The organism is Paenibacillus ferrarius, assembly GCF_002027705.1.
In the GTDB taxonomy this organism is placed as follows: Bacteria; Bacillota; Bacilli; order Paenibacillales; family NBRC-103111; genus Paenibacillus_E; species Paenibacillus_E ferrarius.
On sequence record NZ_MBTG01000027.1, the window covers coordinates 73003 to 92563 of the forward strand.

A 19561-nucleotide genomic window follows, 5' to 3' on the forward strand; every position below is an offset into this window, starting at 1 on the left:
ACCCCCATATTTTTTATAAAGCGTTTGCTCAGGCCGTGTCATGTGTTAGGTCTATACCAATTTTAAACGAATAACATTCCATGAGGCTTTTCCAAGCGTGCTGTGGATTTGACCGCTTGCGGACACAGTTGCATTGCCCCCCGTATGAGGCTTCACTCGATCTTGTGCATCTATCGTATTCGCGGCTTTCAAATCGTCATTCTCCAGCACAATATGCTCGATGATTCGGCAACCGCCAAAACTGCGCAGATCCAGCTCCAAAGGCAACGCCTCCTCTAGATGACGGTTTACCGCGAAGATCGTCACTTCCGCCTTCTCTTCATTATGAACGGCAACTGCTTCCAAATGAGGTACATCAGTGTAGTCTTTGGCATCGTATTTCGAAGACTTGATCAGCGGTACCAACACCGTTCCACGTCCGAATACACTCGCATGCATGTAAGGATAGTAGATCGTTTGCTTCCAAGCTGCTCCGCCATTGGCTGTCATGATCGGTGCAATAACATTCACCAGTTGGGCTAAACAGGCCATTTTGACACGGTCTGCACGCTTAAGCATCGAGATCAGCATACAGCCGACCAAGAGAGCATCCTCATGGTTATAAATATCTTCAAGCTGCGGCGGGGCGATGGACCAAGGTTCAATCTTGCGGTCGGCTTCATTAGAGTGATACCAGACGTTCCACTCATCGAAGGATAGGTTGATTTTCTTCTTCCCGCGCTTCTTTGCTTGTATATAATCAGCTGTCGAAATCACCGTATGAATAAAACGATCCATGCCCATCGACTGCGCTAAGAAATTGGCAGAATCCTTATCCCGATTGCCATAATATTGGTGAAGAGAAATGTAATCGACGTGATCATAGGTATGGTCAAGAACGGTCGCTTCCCACTCAGGAAACGTCGCCATCGTTAGACTGGAGCTGCCGCAAGCAACAAGCTCGATACTCGGGTCAACCCATTTCATCACTTTGGCCGTTTCGCAAGCAGTACGTCCATACTCTACAGCTGTTTTGCTGCCGGTTTGCCATGGACCATCCATCTCATTGCCCAAGCACCAAGTTTTGATGTTATGCGGAGCTTTATAGCCATGGGAAATCCGCAAATCGCTCCAGTAGGTGCCGCCTGTTATATTGGAGTATTCTATAATATCCCGGGCTTCATCAGGACCTCGCGTCCCCAAATTAACAGCCATCATAGCATCTGTATTTGCCTTGCGGCACCAATCCATGAATTCGTTAAGGCCGATTAAGTTTGGCTCAATTGTACGCCACGCCAAATCCAATCTTTTCTTCCGCTGCTCGATCGGTCCAATCCCATCCTCCCAATTGTAGCCGGATACAAAATTCCCTCCTGGATAACGAACGATCGGCACAGCCAATCCTTTGACCAGCTCCAGAACATCCGTTCGAAAGCCTTGGTCGTCCGCATGCGGATGCCCTGGCTCATAGATCCCGCCGTAAACAGCGCGGCCCAAATGCTCGATAAAAGAACCATATAAGCGAGAGTCCACTTCACCAATTGTAAAATCCTTGTCAACAATCATGCTTGCTTTGATAGACATTCGTTTCACCTCATCGTATAATTAATATAAATATGAATCAGTTAATAATTTTATTACTTTATTTGATTCTATTAAACAATAATTCGCGTCGGATTTCAAGCTTTTCATTTGTCCAAATATGAATTAATATTTTCATTAATTAGTCCTATCTTAGGTATGAGGAGCTTGCTATGATGATTCAAACGACAACCGACCGCAAATGGCTTCCGCTTTATGAAGCATTAGCCAGCGATGTGCGGCTTAACATATTGGAGCTGCTTGCTGAGAAAGAAATGAATGTGAAAGATCTAGCGCAAACGCTGGGCTTAAGCAGTGCCATTGTAACGATGCATGTGAAAAAGCTCGAAACCGGCGGCCTCATTCACACCGCACTTATTCGCAAGCAAGGCGGCACACATAAAATATGCACTTTGGCCGTATCCAGCATTGAGATTAAGCTGCCTCAGTTTAATGAGCAGCAGCGGGCTTTTGATGAAGTATCCATTCCCATTGGACACTATACCCGCTTCGATATTCAGCCTACTTGCGGATTAGCGACGGCCGATCATGTCATTGGCCAATATGATGACCCGCGTTTCTTCTTCGAGCCCGAGCGCATGCATGCCAGGATTCTCTGGTTCGGCAGCGGCTTCGTGGAATATCGCATTCCCAATTATGTGCTGCCTGGGCAGCAATTAGAGGAAATTGAGATCTCTCTGGAGCTCGGATCCGAAGCGCCCGGCATTGCCGAGAATTGGCCGTCGGATATTCACTTCTATGTGAATGATACGCTTCTCGGCTTCTGGACAAGTCCCGGTGATTCGGGACAAGGCCGCGGCAAGCTTACTCCTGCCTGGTGGTCGGATTCCGTCAACCAATATGGCTGGTTGAAGGTTATCCGGATCACGGAGCAGGGCACGTTCCTTGATGGACAGCAGCTCTCCGCTGTCACAATCCAGGATATCCGCATGTCCCGCAATGAGTGGACACTGCGCTTGGAAGTGCCGGACACCGCTGCGAATGTCGGCGGCTTGACCTTGTACGGTGAAGGCTTCGGCAACTATGACCGGGATATTATTTTCCGCACCTACCGCAGGTAGGGCTGGTTGGTGTTGAGCATGGAGGCTGCTGAGCCATTGTGGAACCATGATCTTGGGGCGAACATGCGGCTAAAACATTCGTGTGCGTGGGAGTGTGCGCAACAGCGAAGCAACTCAAAGAACCCCAGCCGATGGCTGGGGTTCTTTGTTGATGCGCCTCTTCTGGTGAGGGCAGGTTTGTTTTTTGGGGGCAGGTTTGGGGGCCGAGACTGCTTTTTTCGCTGGCTCAGCAGCCAGCTTGCTGCTTTTCTCTCCGGAGACTGCCTTTTCGGCAGGCTCAGGTGCATTTTCTTGGAATACCCGCTCGCGGCGGGGCCGAGACTGCCTTTTTCGCTGGCTCAGCCACCAGCTTGCTGCTTTTCTCTCCTGAGACTGCCTTTTCGGCAGGCTCAGGTGCTTTTTCTTGGAACACCCGCTCGCGGCGGGGCTGGGACTGCCTTTTTCGCTGGCTCAGCAGCCCTCTGCTCCTCCTCCACTAGGCATGCAAACTAGTACCTGCAGACTCCGTAACGGATGCACCGGTTTTTAAGTTGGCGGCATTCACTTTATTAGCCTCTGCTCGCCGCAGATATTTCATCTGCCGCCAACGAATGACGACCAGCAAGCCGCGCAAGTATTCATCGCAAATCATTGCCACATAGATGCCTGCCAGTCCCCAGCCGCTATGCAATCCTAAGTAATAGGAAAGCCCCGCGGCCACGCCCCACATGGATATCAGTGAAATGATCATATTAAATCGCGTATCGCCAATCGCGCTCAGGGCATTGCCGAATCCCATGTTGATCATCTTGCCTGGTTGCAGAACAAGCGCCAGTCCCAAGCACGAGAAACCAAGCTTTAGGATGTCGACGTCAGAGGTAAAGAAGCTGAGAAAGCTTTTGAACGTGAAAAAGAGAATCAGACTGTTGAAGCAAACCAACCCCAAACCAATCCAAGTGCCTCGATACCCGCTGCGATAAGCTTCTTTCATTCGGCCTGCGCCATACAGATGAGCAATCTGAATTTGCACAGCTAGAGCAATAGAGTAACCCAGCATGAAGCAGATGGATTCAAGTGTATTCAAGTACGTTCTTGCTGCCAACTCCCTTGCCCCCATCGTAGCCAAAACGGTGTATATAGTAAGCTGCGACAGCACCCAAGAGGACATGTTGACGCCCATGGGCCAACCGATTTTCAAAATAGCCCCAAACAGCTTCCGATTAAATACAATCAGGTCCTGCCACGTCATTCTTCGCTCGAAAGCTGAGATGAACATAAATAACAGCAAGCAGGTCGCGAGCAAGCGGCTCACCAAGGTCGAAATGGCGACACCGGTCAAGCCTAATTGAGGGAATCCAAATGCGCCATAAATAAATCCATAGTTAAACAGAATGTGTATGATATTCATGCCAATCGCTGTAATCATGGGACCTTTGGTGTTGCCTGTGTTGCGAATTACGGTGCTTAAGGCTGCTGTCAAAGCTGTTAAAACCATCCCGCTCCCGACAATGGATATGTACGTCTGAGCCAAAGGAAGCAGCCTATCTTCCAATTGAAACAATCTTGCCAATGGTAGGGCCTCTTTGTACAGTACGACACTGAGCACGATTCCTATCAGCCCACTGACGGTAGTTGCCATGATGGCAACTGTACGTGCTTCTTCATTTTGCTTAGCGCCTAATTTCTGGGCAATCAATATCCCAGCACCACTGGCTACAGTCATAAATAAAATCATCATAGCTTGAAACACTTGATTCGCCAGTCCAACCACCGCAACCGCATCATCCGATACACGGCTCACCATTAACGTATCCACCACGCCTAAAAGCAGCTGCAAAAGCAATTCAACAAAAATCGGCCAAGCCAAAAGCCATAAAGTAAACTTACTTTTCTCTGTTTGCACGATTCACCACCATCCGATACCTGTCTCTCTTTTTATGAAAATGAAACTTTGTTGTCTGCTCAAATTATAGATGCTATAGTTGGTCTCATGTATAACTAATGCAACTTAAACTTTCAAAATTCCAACTTCCAATTTAAAGGTATGCAAAGGTGATCCTGATGGCTTTGATCGAAATGACTGTCCCTCCACTTCCGCACTACATTACAAGCGGCTTCAGCACGCTGCCCAAAGGCGGCCACCATCCAAGCAGAAACAACATCCAAGTATTCGACTTGTTAATTACGACCTATGGCTGCTTCTATATTGGCGAAGAGGATGCCCGATTCGAGGTCGCTCCTGGACAAGCCGTTATCCTGAGGCCGGATCGGTATCATTTCGCTACACAATCTTGCGCTGAGCTTACGGGCACCTACTGGATGCATTTCCATGTTGGAGGGCCGTGGAGTATGATCGATAACGCGATAGCTCCCATACCGCTCGAAGACCCCTCGCCTGTTTTTGTGGAGCCGTTTGCTGCCCAGCCATTCACGATTCGAATCCCGCAATACACGCCCCTGCTGCAGCCGGAGAAAACCTATGATCTGTTCGAGCAGCTTCATCAATTGCAGCCGCGGGCGCATGTGAGCAGTGTCCGTTTTGCTCAGCAGCAGCTTTTTCATGAGCTGCTGCGTCAGCTTGCCGCTTCTACTGACAGTGAGCATCCGTCTCCTGCCACAGCCTGTGCGGAGAAAGCAGCCTCCTATTTAAGGCAGCATTATAGAGAAGCTGTTTCTGCCAAAGAGCTTGGCGATCATGTTAATTTCCACCCCGTGTATATCGCCCGCTGCATGCAAAAAGAGTACGGCTGCTCTCCCACGGAATATCAGCTGCGGCTTCGCATCCAGCAAGCGAAGCTGCTGCTGCTGCAAACGGATCTTCCTGTCGCTCATGTAGGGGAGCAGGTCGGTTTCGAGCAGCCTGCCTATTTCGCCACATGCTTCACCCGTATCGAAGGCATTTCTCCCCGCAAGTACAGGCAGCGATTTTCTTGATCCAAGCCAAAGATCGATTTCAAAGGCATATATGGGATAACTGCGAAATACAGTTAACGTATATGACGTGAGAGGGAGTTGAGCTTGAATGGAAGAACAACAAACCGCACCTGTCCTAAGCGTGAAGGATTGGATGATTACGATCCTGCTGCTCGCGATTCCAATTGTGAATATTGTCATGTTATTCGTATGGGCCTTCAGCGGTGGAGTGAACCCTACAAAGGCCAATTATGCCAAGGCCAGTTTAATCTGGGCGGTAATCGGGATCGTGCTCTACATCATTTTCGTTGTCATCTTCTTCGGTGCTGTGATGTCCTCCATGAAATAAAAACTCCATAGCCATGCAGCTATCCTCAACGGCCCTTGCCGATTGGGGATGGCTTTTTTACTTTTCACTCCGATCCAAATGGACATTTAACGAAATATGATATACTGGAAAAAAAATGATAAGGAGCCCTAGCATGCCGACACCCTTACATTGGAAAAAGTCATTAGGGATACTATGGGTGGCCAACTTCTCTATTATGTGCGGTATGAATCTGGTACTCCCCTTTCTTCCGCTCTATATCGGGCAGCTTGGCGTGCACGATGTGGGTGAGGTCGTCCGTTGGACAGGCTGGATTGTTGCGGCCCAATTCATTACTTCGTTCCTCACCCAACCGCTGTGGGGGGCAATTGCCGATCGGCGAGGCAGGAAAATCATGCTGCTTCGCGCCGGAATTGGGATGTCGGTGGTGACAGCGCTCATGGGCATCGTCACAGAGCCTTGGCAGCTGCTCGCGCTTCGGCTGCTCAATGGTTTCTTCTCCGGCTTCATCTCGATGGCGGTATCGCTGCAAGCTTCGCTTACGCCGCCGGAGCACTCGGGCAAGTCACTTGGCACACTGCAAACAGGCGCTATCGCGGGCTCGCTTATCGGTCCCCTGGTCGGGGGCTTACTGGCCAGCTTCATTGGGTACAGCCATGTGTTCTTTTTCACGGGAGGACTGATGCTTTGCGCAAGCCTCATCGTCATGATTTTCATCCACGAGGAGCGAAAGCCCCTCGCCCCGAAAAAAGAACGAAAGCGCACAGAATGGCGCCTGTTCCGGCCCTTGCTCCCTGTCTTCGCCGCTTCTCTGATTACACAGATTGGGATGATGAGCATCGAGCCGATTGTGACGGTTTATGCGAAGACGCTCTATACAGGCAGCCATCTGGAGCTGCTGGCCGGGTTAGTCGTTGCCATTACGGGCATCGCCAATCTGTTCGGCGCGCCCTCCTTGGGGAGAATCGGCGACCGCATTGGCCAGCGGAGAACACTGGTGATCGCCTTGACCATGGCGGCGCTAGCCTTTATTCCGCAAGCTTTTGCCACCAGCATTACCATGCTTCTCGTGGGCAGATTTCTGCTTGGCCTATTCATAGGAGGCATGATTCCTTCGTTAAACGTGCTCGTAAAGAAGCTGGCTCCTACTCAAATTCAAGGAACAGCCTACGGCTTCAACACATCTTCACTGTTCCTGGGCAATCTCATTGGTCCCTTGGTTGGCAGCCATCTTGCTGCAGCCTACGGCTTCCTATCTGTGTTCTATGTCACGATGGGCATCTTGTTGCTATGCGCATTGTTTGTGTATAACAACCCTAGTTTAGATGGCCGATCACAGCCAGACACCGTATAGCGTTTCACAAAAATTTGAATACAAATGGAGGACTTACAATGAAACACGAAATCTTATATAAAGGCGCATTCCCGATGCTGAAAGTACAGCTCGAGCAAGGAGAGAATATCAAAGCGGAGTCAGGGGCCATGGTATCCATGTCGCCCAATGTTGAACTTAAGGGCACTGTGGATGGCGGCATTATGCGTGGATTAGGCCGGATGCTGAGCGGGGAGAAATTCTTTTTCCAAGAACTGACGCCCTCCAGAGGTCCCGGCGAGGTCTTGCTGGCACCTGCTGTCATTGGCGATATTGAGGCGGTCGAGCTTGATGGATCGTACAAGCTTTTAGTACAAAAAGACGGCTTTCTTGCCGGCACCTCGGGCATCCAAGTCAATACCAAAATGCAAAATCTCATGAGCGGATTCATGTCCGGCGAAGGCTTCTTCATCGTTGAAATTAGTGGAAAAGGCACCGTCTTCCTCTCATCTTATGGAGCCATTCATGCCATTAACTTGGGGCCTGGCGAAGAAGTTATCATTGACAACGGACATCTCGTTGCTTGGCCGGATTACACACAATACAAGATCGAAAAAGCCGCCAAAGGCTGGCTCTCCAGCATCACGAGCGGTGAAGGCGTCGTCTGCCGATTCCGCGGCGAAGGTGTCGTGCTCATCCAAACTCGCAACCCGCAGAGCTTCGGCGGTTGGCTGAAACAGTTCATCCCAGGCGGCAGGTAAACATTGGCGGGATTGTAGGGACATGGCTAGAGGACCGGTTTAACCAGTCCAATCTCTACGGAGCAGGCCATATACAAGGTGATCAATATAATGATCGTATAACCACTCCGCTTCTCGGATATGGCCTTCTTGCCTAAACCCTAATTTCTCGGGAATCGCTTTGCTTTTCAAATTGCCAACGCCACATCTGATTTCCACTCTGTTTAAATCTAATTCTTTAAAGGCATACTCCACTAATCTTTTGCAAGATTTGGTCATTATTCCGTTGCCTTGATAGTTTTCGCCTAGCCAGTAGCCTATACTGGTTTTTTGGTTTGACCAATCAATGGCGTGATACCCAATGCATCCTGCGATTTCCCCATTAAACCAAATACCTGTTTGAAACCCATTATTGGATGCTTGTTGATTTTGACAAAATTGGATGAAGGATTTCGTATTTTCTATCTGCTCAGTACCATCAACCCACGGCAGCCATTCTCTGAGATAGTGTCTCGAGCCATCCGTTAGTGCGAACAACGCTGGGGCATCCTCTTGTTCAAGCACTTTAAGCGTAAGCTCCTCATCAATTTTCAAGAACATGGTATCCCTCTTTTCCATATGGATTACTGTCATTATAGCGGGTAAAGAGGCAATTAAACTAGTGATTTCAGCTTCATAAGTTAGACCTGTTCAGCAGGTAGGTTAATGATAAACAGTGCTTCGTTTCAGACATCTGGTTGCTGCATAGGACGCCCTTCACGTAGGGGCTTTTTTGCATATTTAAGCTGACGCTCCAGTTAACTACTTTGCTAGATACGAACATCAGCGGAAGAAAGCGGCTTTTGTGTAAAAGTAAAAGTGCGATTGTGTAACTTTTTCTTATTGGAATCGCCTTTATCCAATAAATCTCTGTTATTGTGTAGGCTTTTACTTGCTGGGACAGCCTTATCCATAAATTCCTGCGATTGTGCAGGCTTTTTCATGCTGAGACAGCCTTTATCCATAAATTCCTGCGATTGTGCAGGCTTTTGAGGTCTATTTTGGATGAAAGGGTGAAAAAGCAGAAAATGCCTGCATAATTGCAGGCTTTTCTACTTTTTAGACGATTTCGCTTGAAAAAGCCTGCACTTTCGCAGGTTTTCACAGTCTTCGAAAGTTTTCGAAGGTCATCGAACCCTACTGATCGCTTGATGGGTGCCCAGAGCCCGGACACTAGGTGGCTGGCCTAAGGGAACTCCTCTTGGCATCATCCGTGAAAGTTGTTCCCGAGCCCAAACGGATAATACAAAAGAACCTGAGACAAATACCTCAGGTTCTTTATAACCCACTTCACATCAGACACATCATCTTACTTACTCTTCACCTTACTTCTTCATCTTACTTACTCTTCATCCTACTTACCCTTCACCTTACTCTTCATCTTACTTACTCTTCACCTTACTCTTCATCTCACTTACTCTTCATCCTACTTACTCTTCACCCTACTCTCCATCTCACTCACTCTTCAGCTTACTCTTCATCTTACTTACTCTTGACCATACTCTCCATCTCACTCACTCTTCAGCTTACTCTTCACCTGACTCATCATCTAACCCTCTGCATCAGCTGCTTCGCACACCACTATTCATCCATTTATAAATCCACGCTGCCAAAGCCGCGCCAATCAGCGGGGCAATAATGAAGACCCATACCTGAGTGAGCGCTTTGCCGCCTATAAGCAGAGCTGGCCCCAAGCTTCTAGCTGGATTCACCGAGGTGCCAGTCAAACCGATACCAAGAATATGTACAAACGCAAGCGTCAAGCCAATGACCAAGCCAGCAACCGCGCTTGTGCTCACCGAAGACGTAACACCTAGAATGGTATAAATAAACACAAACGATAACACAATTTCCACAACCACGGCCATCAGATCCGAAATGCCGATTCCGTATCCGGCGCCAAAACCATTTTGCCCCAGACTAGTCACAGCTTTTCCCGTAGAATGTATGATGCCATACAAGAGCCCGGCTCCAGCGATACCTCCAATGATTTGCGAAACGACATACCCGACAAAATCCTTGCCCGATAATTTACCGCTAAGCAGCATGGCGAATGAAACAGCTGGGTTGACATGGCAGCCTGATATGGGACCAATCACATAAGCTAACGCCACAATCGATAGTCCGAAGGCAAAAGCAATACCTAAGTACCCCAAATCTCCACCTGCCGTAGCCGCCGAGCCGCACCCAAACAAGACTAGAATAAAAGTTCCTAACAATTCAGCCGCATACTTTTTTAATGATGACTTCAAGATAATCCTCCTCTATTTTCTGTTGTTTCAGTCAGATGGAACGGTAATCAGGAAATGTATATTCCGCTCCGACCATTAAATTACATTTATTTCCTAAGGCATAAGCCTAATGTAAGGGACTGAATAAAAACTGAACAAATCATAGAGGAATATTCTTGATTCTCTTCTCTTCTCTTCTCTTCTCTTCTCTTCTCTAACTAGGGAATGAACGGAGTATTCATTTTCAGCCTGTCATATTCATAAATGGCTTGAAGTTTGTACGGACTATTTTTCTCGGATTTCGCAAATACCCCCATATACCCTACATCCCTAAACTGGATATATTCCTTACTCGTCAATTCATCGAATCGGCTAGACTGCCAATAATAATGCAATTCCACAGGGGCTTTATACCATAACCAGTCTAAATCCGTCATTGGAAGACCTTGATGAGAGAGAACCCACAAACTAAATAAAACATGTGGATCCTCGATGTTAATTTCCGATTGCGGATTTTTGTCTTGTAACGCTAAGGCTGATTTGGACAAATGTTCATGAATTTCTGAGTTTGCTGAAAAATGATATACGGCATTAACTTGGTTAAATTCTGCTGAATATTGGATGTCCTGCGAGTGAGCCTTTAATTGGCTCCATGATATTTTCGGTACATAAAAAGTTGAAATGACGCAAATTAATCCAAAAATCAGCGCAGTAGTCAAGATCGGCTTTTTAGCTTTTTTCATGTAAACGAAAGCGATGATAACACCGACAGGAACCAAAAGGCCAAATAAGTTCACGTAAACATTGCAAACCAAATAAACGACAACAATCGTAAGCCACATTGGCTTCGTTATGCTTTGGCGTTGATTAACATACGACAACAAGAGCAGCACAAGTAAGCCGCCCCATAGCAACCATCCCATAGTAGCCTCCTTTACCCCGTAATCCCCCACTAAATATTACCATTACGCAAAATGTAAGGAAATAGTCCAAATTGACTCATAATCAACCGTTTCTATACAAAAAATCCCCTGAAAGCTCAGCTTTCAGAGGATTCTCCCCTTACACTTATTTACACTCGTCTATACACGCTCATACAGAAAATCCACAATATGCACGGCCTGCATATTCATCCCTGCGGCATGTTTATCAATGCCCAGCTTCATCTGCAGCAAGCAGCCAGGATTGCTGGTCACGATGTAATGTGCTTCCGTTGACTTGGCGTGATCCATTTTGCGATCAAGGATCGTGTTCGCCATATCCGGCTCCGTCAGGTTATAAATCCCTGCAGATCCGCAGCAGGAACCGGCATCCTTCATCTCCACAAAGGTTGTGTTCGGCAGCTGTTTCAAGAGCTTGCGCGGGGACTCTCCTGCTTTCATCACGTTGCGAAGATGGCAGGAATCCTGATACGTAATGCGAACGCCCGGCCCTTCCGCGAAGGGGAGAGGACGGCCTTTTTCCAGCAAAATTGTGCTGATGTCCTTCACACGACTTGCGAACCATTTCGCCTGCTCATGCCACTGGGCATCTTCATGCAGCAAATGGTCATATTCGACCAATATAGCGCCGCAGCCGCCCGCATTGGACACAATGTAATCAACGCCAGCGTCTTGAAAGGCGCGTATATTATGACGGGCAAGCTGTCTCGCTTGATCCATCTCTCCGCTGTGAGCGTGGAGCGCTCCGCAGCAGTTTTGCGCTTCGGGGATGACGACATCGAAGCCAGCCTTGGCCAGCAGCTGTACGGTTTTGCGGTTGGTTTCGGTGAACAGCACATCCATTAAACAACCACGGAACATTCCCACCGTTCCTACTTTTTCGCCGACGGCAGGAATTCTCGTGCCAAGCTGATCAATAACGCCATTTCCTGTAGCATCAGGCAAAATACGTTCCATCGCTGACATCTGCTTGGAGAACAGGCCAACCACGCCGGTTTTTCTGACGATGGTTTGAGCGCCTGACTTCTGGTACAAACGAAGTCCCTTGCCGAGCAGCCTCATCCGGTTCTGATGCGGGAAAAGCTGTCTGAAGACGAGCTTGCGCACGCCTTTGACCCATACCCGATGCTGCTTCGTATGATCTTCGATCGCATCCCGCGCCTGCTCGATCAGCTGACCGTACTTCACATCCGCCGGACAGGCCGGTTCACAAGCTCGGCAGCCCAGACAATGGCCCATCTGCTCTTCGAAACGAACATTCGGCTCCATCAGTCCGTCCACGGTCGCTTTCATCAAAGAAATCCGGCCGCGAGGCGACTCGGCTTCCACGCCAGTTTCTTTGAAAGTTGGACAAGCCGGCAGGCAGAAGCCGCAGCGCATGCAGTTCGTTAGCTGATCATAATCGAGCTTCAAACGCAAAGATTCCTGCAGTGATTTCGCTGTTGCGTTAGACACGATCGATCACCACCCTGCGTCTGGACTCCTTGGCGAACATTTTGCCTGGGTTCAAAATATTCAAAGGATCAAAGCCCTGTTTAATGCTCTTCATAATCGCAATCCCGGTGCTGCCAACTTTCCATTCCAGGAAAGGCGCTTTGACAAGACCAACGCCATGCTCGCCTGTTATGGTGCCGCCAAGTCGAATCGCTTCTTCGAAGATTTCCTCGAAGGCGGCTTCAACCCGCTCAATTTCATCGTGGTCCCTCGCATCGGTCGTCGCCGTAGGATGCAGGTTGCCATCTCCCGCGTGGCCGAAGGTGCAGATCTGCACATTGTATTTAAGCGCAATGCGATTAATTTGCAGCACCATCTCGGCAATTTCCGAACGCGGCACGGTTGCATCTTCCAAGATGGTCGTCGGGCGAAGCCTAGCTAGCGCCGTAAAAGCACTGCGTCTAGCTGTAAGCAGCTTCAGCGCTTCCTCTTGATTGCTGGCGATGCTGATCTGATCCGCTTGCTCTTCCTGACAAATCTCCGAGATCCGCGCAATATCCCGCTCCACGGTTTCCATCTCGCCATCTTGCTCAATGAGCAGAATGGCTGCCATATCCAAAGGAAGCCCCAGCTTCGCGAAATCGTTAACGACACGAATCGTCGGGTTATCCATGAATTCCAGTGTCGCCGGAATGATGCGATTTTCAATAATCGCCGACACCGTTCGTGCCGCTCCGTATATATCTTTGAACATAGCCAGCATCGTCTTCTTATATTTCGGCGGTGGAATGAGCTTGAGCGTTGCTTCGGTAATGACCGCCAAGGTTCCTTCCGATCCGATCAGCAGCTTCGTCAAATCGTAACCCGCTACGTCTTTCATCAATTTGCCGCCCGTACGCATAATCTCTCCCGAAGCCAGCACGCACTCAAGACCGATCACATAATCTTTGGTCGTGCCATATTTCAAGCCTCGCAAGCCCCCAGAGCATTCGGCGATATTGCCGCCAATCGTGGAAATAGCCATACTGCTCGGATCCGGTGGGTAAAAGAGCCCAAGACCCTCAATATGCTCAATGAACGTCTTCGTAATGATGCCTGGCTGCACGGTCGCTGTCAGGTTCTGCATATCAACCTCGAGGATCGCATTCATCCGATGCATGACCATCACGATGCCGCCTTGAACAGGAACCGTGCCGCCGCACAAGTTCGTCCCCGATCCCCGGCTGACCAGCGGTATCCGATGCTCGCTTAATACCTTCATTATCGCGGACACCTGCGCGGTGTCCTTAGGGTAAATGACACCCTCCGGGAGCTGCTGCAGCATCGGCGTGCCATCATAGGAATGGGTAACAAGTGTTTCCATGTCATCTTTGAAGTGAGATTCGCCAACGATTTGACGAAGCTTTATTTTTACATCATTTTCAAGCATGTTCATTGTCCTCCTTAACGTAACTAGTCATCATGTCATCTGATGACTTTTTTCTTATAATAGCGTATAATAAAACCATTGTATAGAGAAGATTTTGCGGAGGTATTTCCATGACATTTGAGCGGATCAAGCCGCAAAAAGGCTCTGAGATCGTAATGACGCATATGAAAGAGCAGATTCAAGCAGGCAGCTATCTTCCTGGGAGCAAGCTCCCTACCGTTGATCAGCTGGCCGTTAGCTTCGAAGTTGGCCGATCCACGATTCGCGAAGCGATGAGCGCTTTGAAGGCGATGGGCTGGGTCGATATTCGCCATGGCGGCGGCACTTTCGTCAGCAAAACGCTGCCCTCGGGCGATGGGCTCGACAACGGAGGAGACCTCTTCTACCAAACAGAGTCGTTTCAAGAAGTACTCGAGGTTCGCAAATTTATTGAAGCTGGCTGCGCTTCGCTAGCCGCTGAGCGGCGCACTGAGGATGATCTGCAGCTGCTGGCACAAGCCATCCAAGAGATGGAGGCCGCGATTGACAATGAATCTCTGAGTGAACAAGCGGATATCAGGTTCCATCTGAGTGTTGCCAAGGCGTCCCACAACTCTTTATTTCTAAACATGATGGAATCGTTGACGGATCGCCTGCAGGAAAGCATGAAGGAATCGCGGAGGCTTTGGTTTTTTGCTGAGCGTGCTTCCGTCAAGCTGCTTATTCAGGAGCACAAAGACATTTACGAGGCGATCAAAGATCAGGACGCCAAGCTGGCAGAAGAACGAGTTATGCAGCACATCTTGAAGGTTGATCGGGTTGTCCAAAAGCTGGGAGCGAAAGCTTAAAAACAAAACACGAGAATTTCTCAGCGAAGTTCTCGTGTTTTTTTCCTATTTATGATAATATGGTTTTATAAAATAAACTTGGTTTTGTATATAAAACCACACTTCGAAAGCATCACACTGCCTTTGGTTATCAAAGCAAGGAGGTCCTTGAGTGGATGATAAATATCGCGTTCCCGCGATCGAACGTGCCCACCTGATTCTCAAAGAAATCTCGCTGCACCCAGGAAAGCTGAAGCTCATCGACTTGTCCCGCACCCTTGCCATTAACAAAAGCTCCATGTATTCCTTGCTGTTAACGCTGGAAAATCTGGGATGGGTAGAAAAAGAAACCGGAGAGACCTACCGTTTGGGACGCGAGCTGTCTCGCCTGGGTCATGCTGCATTTCAGCGGAGCAACCTGAATGATGCTTTTCATAAAGAGGGCTCCCTATCCAAGCTGCGACTGGGCGAATCCTTCCAACTTGCCAAACTAGACGGTAGAGAAGTCCTCTATATCGCCAAAGAGGAAGCGCTTACGCCAGTCCGATTAGCATCGGAGCCTGGCATGCGTCTCCCCGCACACGCCACTGCACTCGGGAAGGTTATGCTGGCCGATCTCAGCAATGATGACATTGATGCTCTTTATCCTGCGGACCAAGAGCCCTTTCCTCATTTGACGGTCAATTCCATGACGACTGTACAGGCCCTGAAGCTGAGCTTGGAGCAAATCCGTGAACAAGGCTACGCTCTGGACCTGGAAGAAGCCGTGATTGGCTTTAGCTGCGCAGCCGCACCTATTCGCAATGCCCAAGGCCAAGTTATCGCCGCTGTCAGCTGCTCCATGATGTTGCCGCAATGGGAACAGAAGAAGCAGTCCTGTATAGAAGAAGTTTGTAAGCTGGCTCACCAATTATCCGATTAAAAAGGAGAATTAAGATGCGACTACAAGACAAAGTCATTCTCATCACAGGCTCAGGCTCAGGCATCGGCAGAAGCAGCGCCCTTTTGTTTGCAAAAGAAGGTGCGCAGGTTATCGTCAACGATCTCGATGAAGGCAAAGGGACGGAGACGGTTCAAGAAATAACAGCTGCAGGCGGCAAAGCCCAATTCATCCAAGCTGACGTGACAAACGCAGATTCCGTGAAACAGATGGTAGAGCAAATCATCCAAGAGCACGGCCGTATTGATGTGCTTTTCAACAATGCCGGCATCAGCGGTGTTGGCGCGCTCCATGAGCTGGAGCCTGACTTCTGGGACCGCATCATGAGCATTAACGTCAAAGGCGTGTTTCTGCCTTCCAAATATGTGGTCCCTCACATGATGGAACGAAAGTCCGGCTCCATTATCAATATGTCCTCGTGTGTTGCTGAGATCGGACTCGCCCGCCGGGCGGCTTACGCAGCTACCAAAGGTGCCGTACTGGCCTTGTCGAAATCCATGCAGGTCGATTACGCGGCCTACGGCATTCGCGTCAATGCGCTGCTGCCGGGAACTATTTTGACTCCCTTTGTAGAAAATTACCTCCGTACCTCCTATGATGATCCGGAAGTTGCCATCGCTTCCCTCAAAACCAGACAGCTCAGTAACGACCTGGGACGCCCGGAGGACGTCGCGCAAGCAGCGCTATTCCTTGCTTCCGACGATTCCAAATTCATGATGGGCTCGCCTTTATATATTGACGGAGGCGCCACCTTCGGAAAGAACGCGTAAACGCTAGTCAAGCTATTATTCTCATCATACCCATCATAAATTAGGAGGATTTCACAATGAAGCTGCTTACTTTCCGTTCAAATGATGAACTTAACCTAGGTGTGCAAACCGAATTTGGCGTGCTTAATGTCGTTCAAGCGGTTAAACAACTTTCCCCCAACTACATAGTCCCGACGACCGTACATGAAGCTATTCAAGGAGGAAGCTCGGCTACGGATGCCCTGCTGCAGCTGGTAGAGCAAGCTCTGGCAAGCGACAACCGCGCGTCTTTGCTGCTAAGCGAAACGGACCTGAACTACGGTCCCTGTGTTACAGAGCCAAGCAAAATCATTTGTGTAGGGCTCAATTACCGCAAACATGCTGAAGAAACGAATGCCGCGATCCCGCAGACCCCTATCCTTTTCAACAAATTTAGCAACACACTAACGGGCCACGGACATGATATCGCACTTCCGCGCGTGTCCAAAGAAGTGGACTATGAAGCGGAACTTGTTATCGTTATTGGCAAGCAGGCCAAATATGTCGCCAAAGAGCAAGCCTTGGAGCATGTCTACGGCTACTGCTGCGTAAACGACCTCTCTGCGCGTGATTTGCAAATGCGTACCTCGCAATGGCTGCTCGGCAAATCCTGCGACGGCTTCAGTCCGCTGGGCCCTTATCTCGTCACGGCAGATGAAATCGGCAATCCGAATGATCTTACGATCAGCACCACCGTCAACGGCAAGGTACGCCAGAACTCGAATACCTCGGATATGATTTTCCATTGCGACGAAATCGTCAGCTACATTTCCCAACATATGACCCTGTACCCGGGTGATATTATTTTGACAGGAACCCCTGAAGGCGTCGTGCTCGGAGATCCGGTTGATCAGCGTGTATACTTGCAAGACGGCGATGTCGTGACAATTACGATTGAAAAACTAGGCAGTCTGACGAATCGTCTGGTTAGCGAATAGCTATTTGCCCGCAGATCCATGAAACATCGTTAGCGCGCAGCTAACTGCGACCTGAGCCAGACCCATGAAGCATCGTTAGCGTGCAGCTAACTGCCACCTGAGCCAGACCCATGTAGCATCGCCAGCGCGCAACTAACTGCGATCTGATCCAGACCCATGTAGCATCGTGTGCCAATTCTCTGGCCAATGTGACCAATACGGATGGATCTGTGACCTAACACCACGAAATCAACTTGTGGAGGGAGAAACCCGCCACTACGAAGTCAACTTGTGGACGGGTAACCTGTGAAAGCCTGCGATTATGCATCCTTTTGCGCTCTATATAGCTCTTAAACTAGATATTCCTGCGAAAGTGCATCTTTTTGAGCCAATTGTTTGATTTCGGGAGGTAAAAGCGGAATAAGCCTGCATAATCGCAGGCTTTTCCGCTTTTCACACGATAATATCGAAAATGCCTGCACTTTTGCAGGAATTCAGGTCCGCTGCATCTCACTCATGCTCACTGAAGCTCACATACGCTCACTGTACCACCTCGCCACCTTGCCAGCTCTCAACGCAGGCTCATTGCATCCCGCTAGTACCAACTTGTCGACGGGTGACCTGTGAAAGCCTGCGATTATGGTTACTACTCAGCACCTTATTCAAATTCTAAAATTTGGTTTAATAGATAGTAACCAATACTTTAGAGTGAACGAGGTGAGAGGCATCATGAATATAGAAGAAATTGATCGGATTATGCTCAGTGACTTGGCATCCATTAAGTCACTCATCCTGTCTCTGGTTGCCAAGGTTGAGCACCTCGAAAACGAAAATAAGGAGCTTAAGCGGCAACTTGGCCAAAACTCGCAAAACAGCAGCTGGCCGCCGTCTAGTGACCTGAAGCGTGAACCTAAGAATCACCGGAAGTCCGGCGGAAAAAAGGGAGGACCTGTCGGCCATAAAGGGCATACCCTTTCTTGCATAGACGATCCCACTACAACCATTATTCATCCGGTTTTAGTCTGTGAGAACTGTGCGGTCTCACTTGAGGACGTCGCATGTCTAGGGTATGAGCGTCGACAGGTTTTTGACATCCCTGTTCCTGTCATGGAGGTGACGGAGCACCGAGCCGAGAAGAAAAAGTGCCCATGTTGCCACACCTTGCAGAAAGGCATCTTCCCTAAAGGCGTCCATGCACGTGCCCAATACGGTGAGCGGTTCACTGCTGTAGCCGCTTATTTGCATACGCACCAAATGCTCCCGCTTGCTCGCACAACCGATCTTCTTCATGTGTTGACGGGGTGTCGGCCAAGTCAGGCAACACTTCTTTCAAGTATCCGTAAAATGGCTGAAAGCTTACTTCCCTACGAAGAGGTCATTCGTCATAATCTCCTTGCCAGTCCCGTAATCCATGCCGATGAAACGGGCGTGCATGTAGACAAAGAGGGACACTGGGTTCATGTGAACAGTACGAAGAACTGGACCTTGCTTGGTGTCCATTCTAGCCGCGGAACCGCGGGGATGAAGTCGCTAAACGTACTGCCTTCCTATACGGGTACAGTGATCCACGACTTTTATGGGCCGTATTTTAAACAGGATAAAGACTTTACCTTCAAACATGCCTTATGCAATGCCCATTTATCTCGGGAGTGCAAAGGGATTGAGGAATATGACGGGCATCGATGGGCCAGCGCTATGCTCACACTGCTGCATACAAGCTGGTCCATCACCCGCAAGACCAGAAAATTAGGTAGGCCACTTACCGAAACAGCCATCGGCAACTACGAACGACGGTATGAGATGATTCTAGAGATGGGAAAGGTCGAGCTCGAAAAGGAGCCCCTGCTCCAATCAGGGCGCAGGGGAAAACCGCGTAAGAGTAAGGCCGCAAATCTTTGGGCACGATTCCGTGACCACAAGGAAAGTATCTTGGGGTATCTTCGAGATGCCAATATTCCCTTTGATAATAACCAAGCCGAACGTGATCTTCGCATGATTGCCGTTAAGCGGAAAATATCCGGCTGTTTTCGTTCGGAAACGACCCCGGGCTTCTTTGCGACCATCCGAAGCTTTATCTCCACGTTGATTAAACAAAATCATCCTATTCTTACATCACTGAAAT

The 19561-nt window shown here is 49.0% G+C and carries 18 protein-coding genes; 10 read left to right on the plus strand and 8 right to left on the minus strand.

Translation table 11 applies throughout. The annotated features are described in order from the left end of the window. Window positions 1–51: 51 nt before the first annotated feature. Window positions 52–1563 carry an arabinosylfuranosidase ArfA gene (gene arfA / locus BC351_RS26190; RefSeq protein WP_079416570.1) on the minus strand — a complete coding sequence of 504 codons (1512 nt, stop codon included), beginning with the start codon at window positions 1561–1563 and terminating at the stop codon, window positions 52–54. A 170-nt stretch (window positions 1564–1733) separates the two neighbouring features. Here arfA and BC351_RS26195 point away from each other — a divergent pair, with 170 nt between their 5' ends. After that, window positions 1734–2642 (plus strand): ArsR/SmtB family transcription factor, encoded by a 909-nt coding sequence (locus tag BC351_RS26195; protein ID WP_425270944.1) that lies wholly within the window; start codon window positions 1734–1736, stop codon window positions 2640–2642. Between the two features lie 475 nt (window positions 2643–3117). Here BC351_RS26195 and BC351_RS26205 read toward each other — a convergent pair whose 3' ends face one another. Then, window positions 3118–4527: an MATE family efflux transporter gene (locus BC351_RS26205; protein WP_079416576.1), complete on the minus strand. Its 1410-nt coding sequence runs from the start codon at window positions 4525–4527 to the stop codon at window positions 3118–3120. Window positions 4528–4682: 155 nt separating this feature from the next. On the opposite strand from BC351_RS26205, the gene BC351_RS26210 reads away from it, so the two are divergent. From BC351_RS26210 to BC351_RS26225, 4 genes are all read left to right on the plus strand, one after another. Then, window positions 4683–5555, plus strand: coding sequence for a helix-turn-helix transcriptional regulator (locus BC351_RS26210; RefSeq protein ID WP_079416578.1), 873 nt, complete (start codon window positions 4683–4685; stop codon window positions 5553–5555). Window positions 5556–5643: 88 nt separating this feature from the next. After that, window positions 5644–5883, plus strand: a complete 240-nt coding sequence (locus tag BC351_RS26215) for a hypothetical protein (protein WP_208629852.1) — start codon at window positions 5644–5646, stop codon at window positions 5881–5883. 133 nt (window positions 5884–6016) lie between these two features. Beyond that, window positions 6017–7216, plus strand: a complete 1200-nt coding sequence (locus BC351_RS26220) for an MFS transporter (protein WP_079416580.1) — start codon at window positions 6017–6019, stop codon at window positions 7214–7216. Window positions 7217–7254: 38 nt separating this feature from the next. Then, window positions 7255–7935: a TIGR00266 family protein gene (locus tag BC351_RS26225; RefSeq protein WP_079416582.1), complete on the plus strand. Its 681-nt coding sequence runs from the start codon at window positions 7255–7257 to the stop codon at window positions 7933–7935. Window positions 7936–7974: 39 nt separating this feature from the next. Here BC351_RS26225 and BC351_RS26230 read toward each other — a convergent pair whose 3' ends face one another. From BC351_RS26230 to BC351_RS26255, 6 genes are all read right to left on the minus strand, one after another. Continuing rightward, complete coding sequence (locus BC351_RS26230; RefSeq protein WP_079416584.1) at window positions 7975–8514, minus strand: GNAT family N-acetyltransferase; 540 nt, start codon at window positions 8512–8514, stop codon at window positions 7975–7977. A gap of 209 nt (window positions 8515–8723) precedes the next feature. Further along, window positions 8724–8897, minus strand: coding sequence for a hypothetical protein (locus BC351_RS42440; protein WP_158082236.1), 174 nt, complete (start codon window positions 8895–8897; stop codon window positions 8724–8726). A 618-nt stretch (window positions 8898–9515) separates the two neighbouring features. After that, entirely contained in the window at window positions 9516–10205 is a 690-nt protein-coding gene (locus BC351_RS26240) for an MIP/aquaporin family protein (protein ID WP_079416588.1), read from the minus strand. A gap of 197 nt (window positions 10206–10402) precedes the next feature. Next, the gene (locus BC351_RS26245) at window positions 10403–11107 is read right to left on the minus strand and encodes a hypothetical protein (RefSeq protein ID WP_079416590.1); all 705 of its coding nucleotides are present in this window, start codon (window positions 11105–11107) and stop codon (window positions 10403–10405) included. A 159-nt stretch (window positions 11108–11266) separates the two neighbouring features. Then, window positions 11267–12580 carry a (Fe-S)-binding protein gene (locus BC351_RS26250; protein ID WP_341866024.1) on the minus strand — a complete coding sequence of 438 codons (1314 nt, stop codon included), beginning with the start codon at window positions 12578–12580 and terminating at the stop codon, window positions 11267–11269. Further along, the gene (locus tag BC351_RS26255; RefSeq protein ID WP_079416592.1) at window positions 12573–13988 is read right to left on the minus strand and encodes an FAD-linked oxidase C-terminal domain-containing protein; all 1416 of its coding nucleotides are present in this window, start codon (window positions 13986–13988) and stop codon (window positions 12573–12575) included. Before BC351_RS26255 ends, BC351_RS26250 begins: the two co-directional genes overlap by 8 nt. A 110-nt stretch (window positions 13989–14098) precedes the next feature. On the opposite strand from BC351_RS26255, the gene BC351_RS26260 reads away from it, so the two are divergent. The 5 genes from BC351_RS26260 to tnpC form a co-directional block, all read left to right on the plus strand. Continuing rightward, the gene (locus BC351_RS26260; protein WP_079416594.1) at window positions 14099–14815 is read left to right on the plus strand and encodes a FadR/GntR family transcriptional regulator; all 717 of its coding nucleotides are present in this window, start codon (window positions 14099–14101) and stop codon (window positions 14813–14815) included. Between the two features lie 151 nt (window positions 14816–14966). Further along, window positions 14967–15716, plus strand: coding sequence for an IclR family transcriptional regulator (locus BC351_RS26265; RefSeq protein WP_079416596.1), 750 nt, complete (start codon window positions 14967–14969; stop codon window positions 15714–15716). Window positions 15717–15730: 14 nt separating this feature from the next. Next, complete coding sequence (locus BC351_RS26270; protein WP_079416598.1) at window positions 15731–16504, plus strand: SDR family NAD(P)-dependent oxidoreductase; 774 nt, start codon at window positions 15731–15733, stop codon at window positions 16502–16504. 56 nt (window positions 16505–16560) lie between these two features. Further along, window positions 16561–17460, plus strand: coding sequence for a fumarylacetoacetate hydrolase family protein (locus tag BC351_RS26275; RefSeq protein ID WP_079416600.1), 900 nt, complete (start codon window positions 16561–16563; stop codon window positions 17458–17460). A gap of 708 nt (window positions 17461–18168) precedes the next feature. Next, on the plus strand, window positions 18169–19561 hold a 1393-nt coding region (gene tnpC / locus BC351_RS26280; protein ID WP_079417895.1), incomplete at its 3' end, for an IS66 family transposase.

Bases quoted from the DNA above. Each gene is read 5' to 3' on its own strand.
- arfA (WP_079416570.1), bottom strand. From the start codon at position 1,563: ATGTCTATCAAAGCAAGCATGATTGTTGACAAGGATTTTACAATTGGT.
- BC351_RS26195 (WP_425270944.1), top strand. From the start codon at position 1,734: ATGATGATTCAAACGACAACCGACCGCAAATGGCTTCCGCTTTATGAA.
- BC351_RS26210 (WP_079416578.1), top strand. From the start codon at position 4,683: ATGGCTTTGATCGAAATGACTGTCCCTCCACTTCCGCACTACATTACA.
- BC351_RS26215 (WP_208629852.1), top strand. From the start codon at position 5,644: ATGGAAGAACAACAAACCGCACCTGTCCTAAGCGTGAAGGATTGGATG.
- BC351_RS26220 (WP_079416580.1), top strand. From the start codon at position 6,017: ATGCCGACACCCTTACATTGGAAAAAGTCATTAGGGATACTATGGGTG.
- BC351_RS26225 (WP_079416582.1), top strand. From the start codon at position 7,255: ATGAAACACGAAATCTTATATAAAGGCGCATTCCCGATGCTGAAAGTA.
- BC351_RS26230 (WP_079416584.1), bottom strand. From the start codon at position 8,514: ATGTTCTTGAAAATTGATGAGGAGCTTACGCTTAAAGTGCTTGAACAA.
- BC351_RS42440 (WP_158082236.1), bottom strand. From the start codon at position 8,897: ATGAAAAAGCCTGCACAATCGCAGGAATTTATGGATAAGGCTGTCCCA.
- BC351_RS26245 (WP_079416590.1), bottom strand. From the start codon at position 11,107: ATGGGATGGTTGCTATGGGGCGGCTTACTTGTGCTGCTCTTGTTGTCG.
- BC351_RS26255 (WP_079416592.1), bottom strand. From the start codon at position 13,988: ATGCTTGAAAATGATGTAAAAATAAAGCTTCGTCAAATCGTTGGCGAA.
- BC351_RS26260 (WP_079416594.1), top strand. From the start codon at position 14,099: ATGACATTTGAGCGGATCAAGCCGCAAAAAGGCTCTGAGATCGTAATG.
- BC351_RS26270 (WP_079416598.1), top strand. From the start codon at position 15,731: ATGCGACTACAAGACAAAGTCATTCTCATCACAGGCTCAGGCTCAGGC.
- BC351_RS26275 (WP_079416600.1), top strand. From the start codon at position 16,561: ATGAAGCTGCTTACTTTCCGTTCAAATGATGAACTTAACCTAGGTGTG.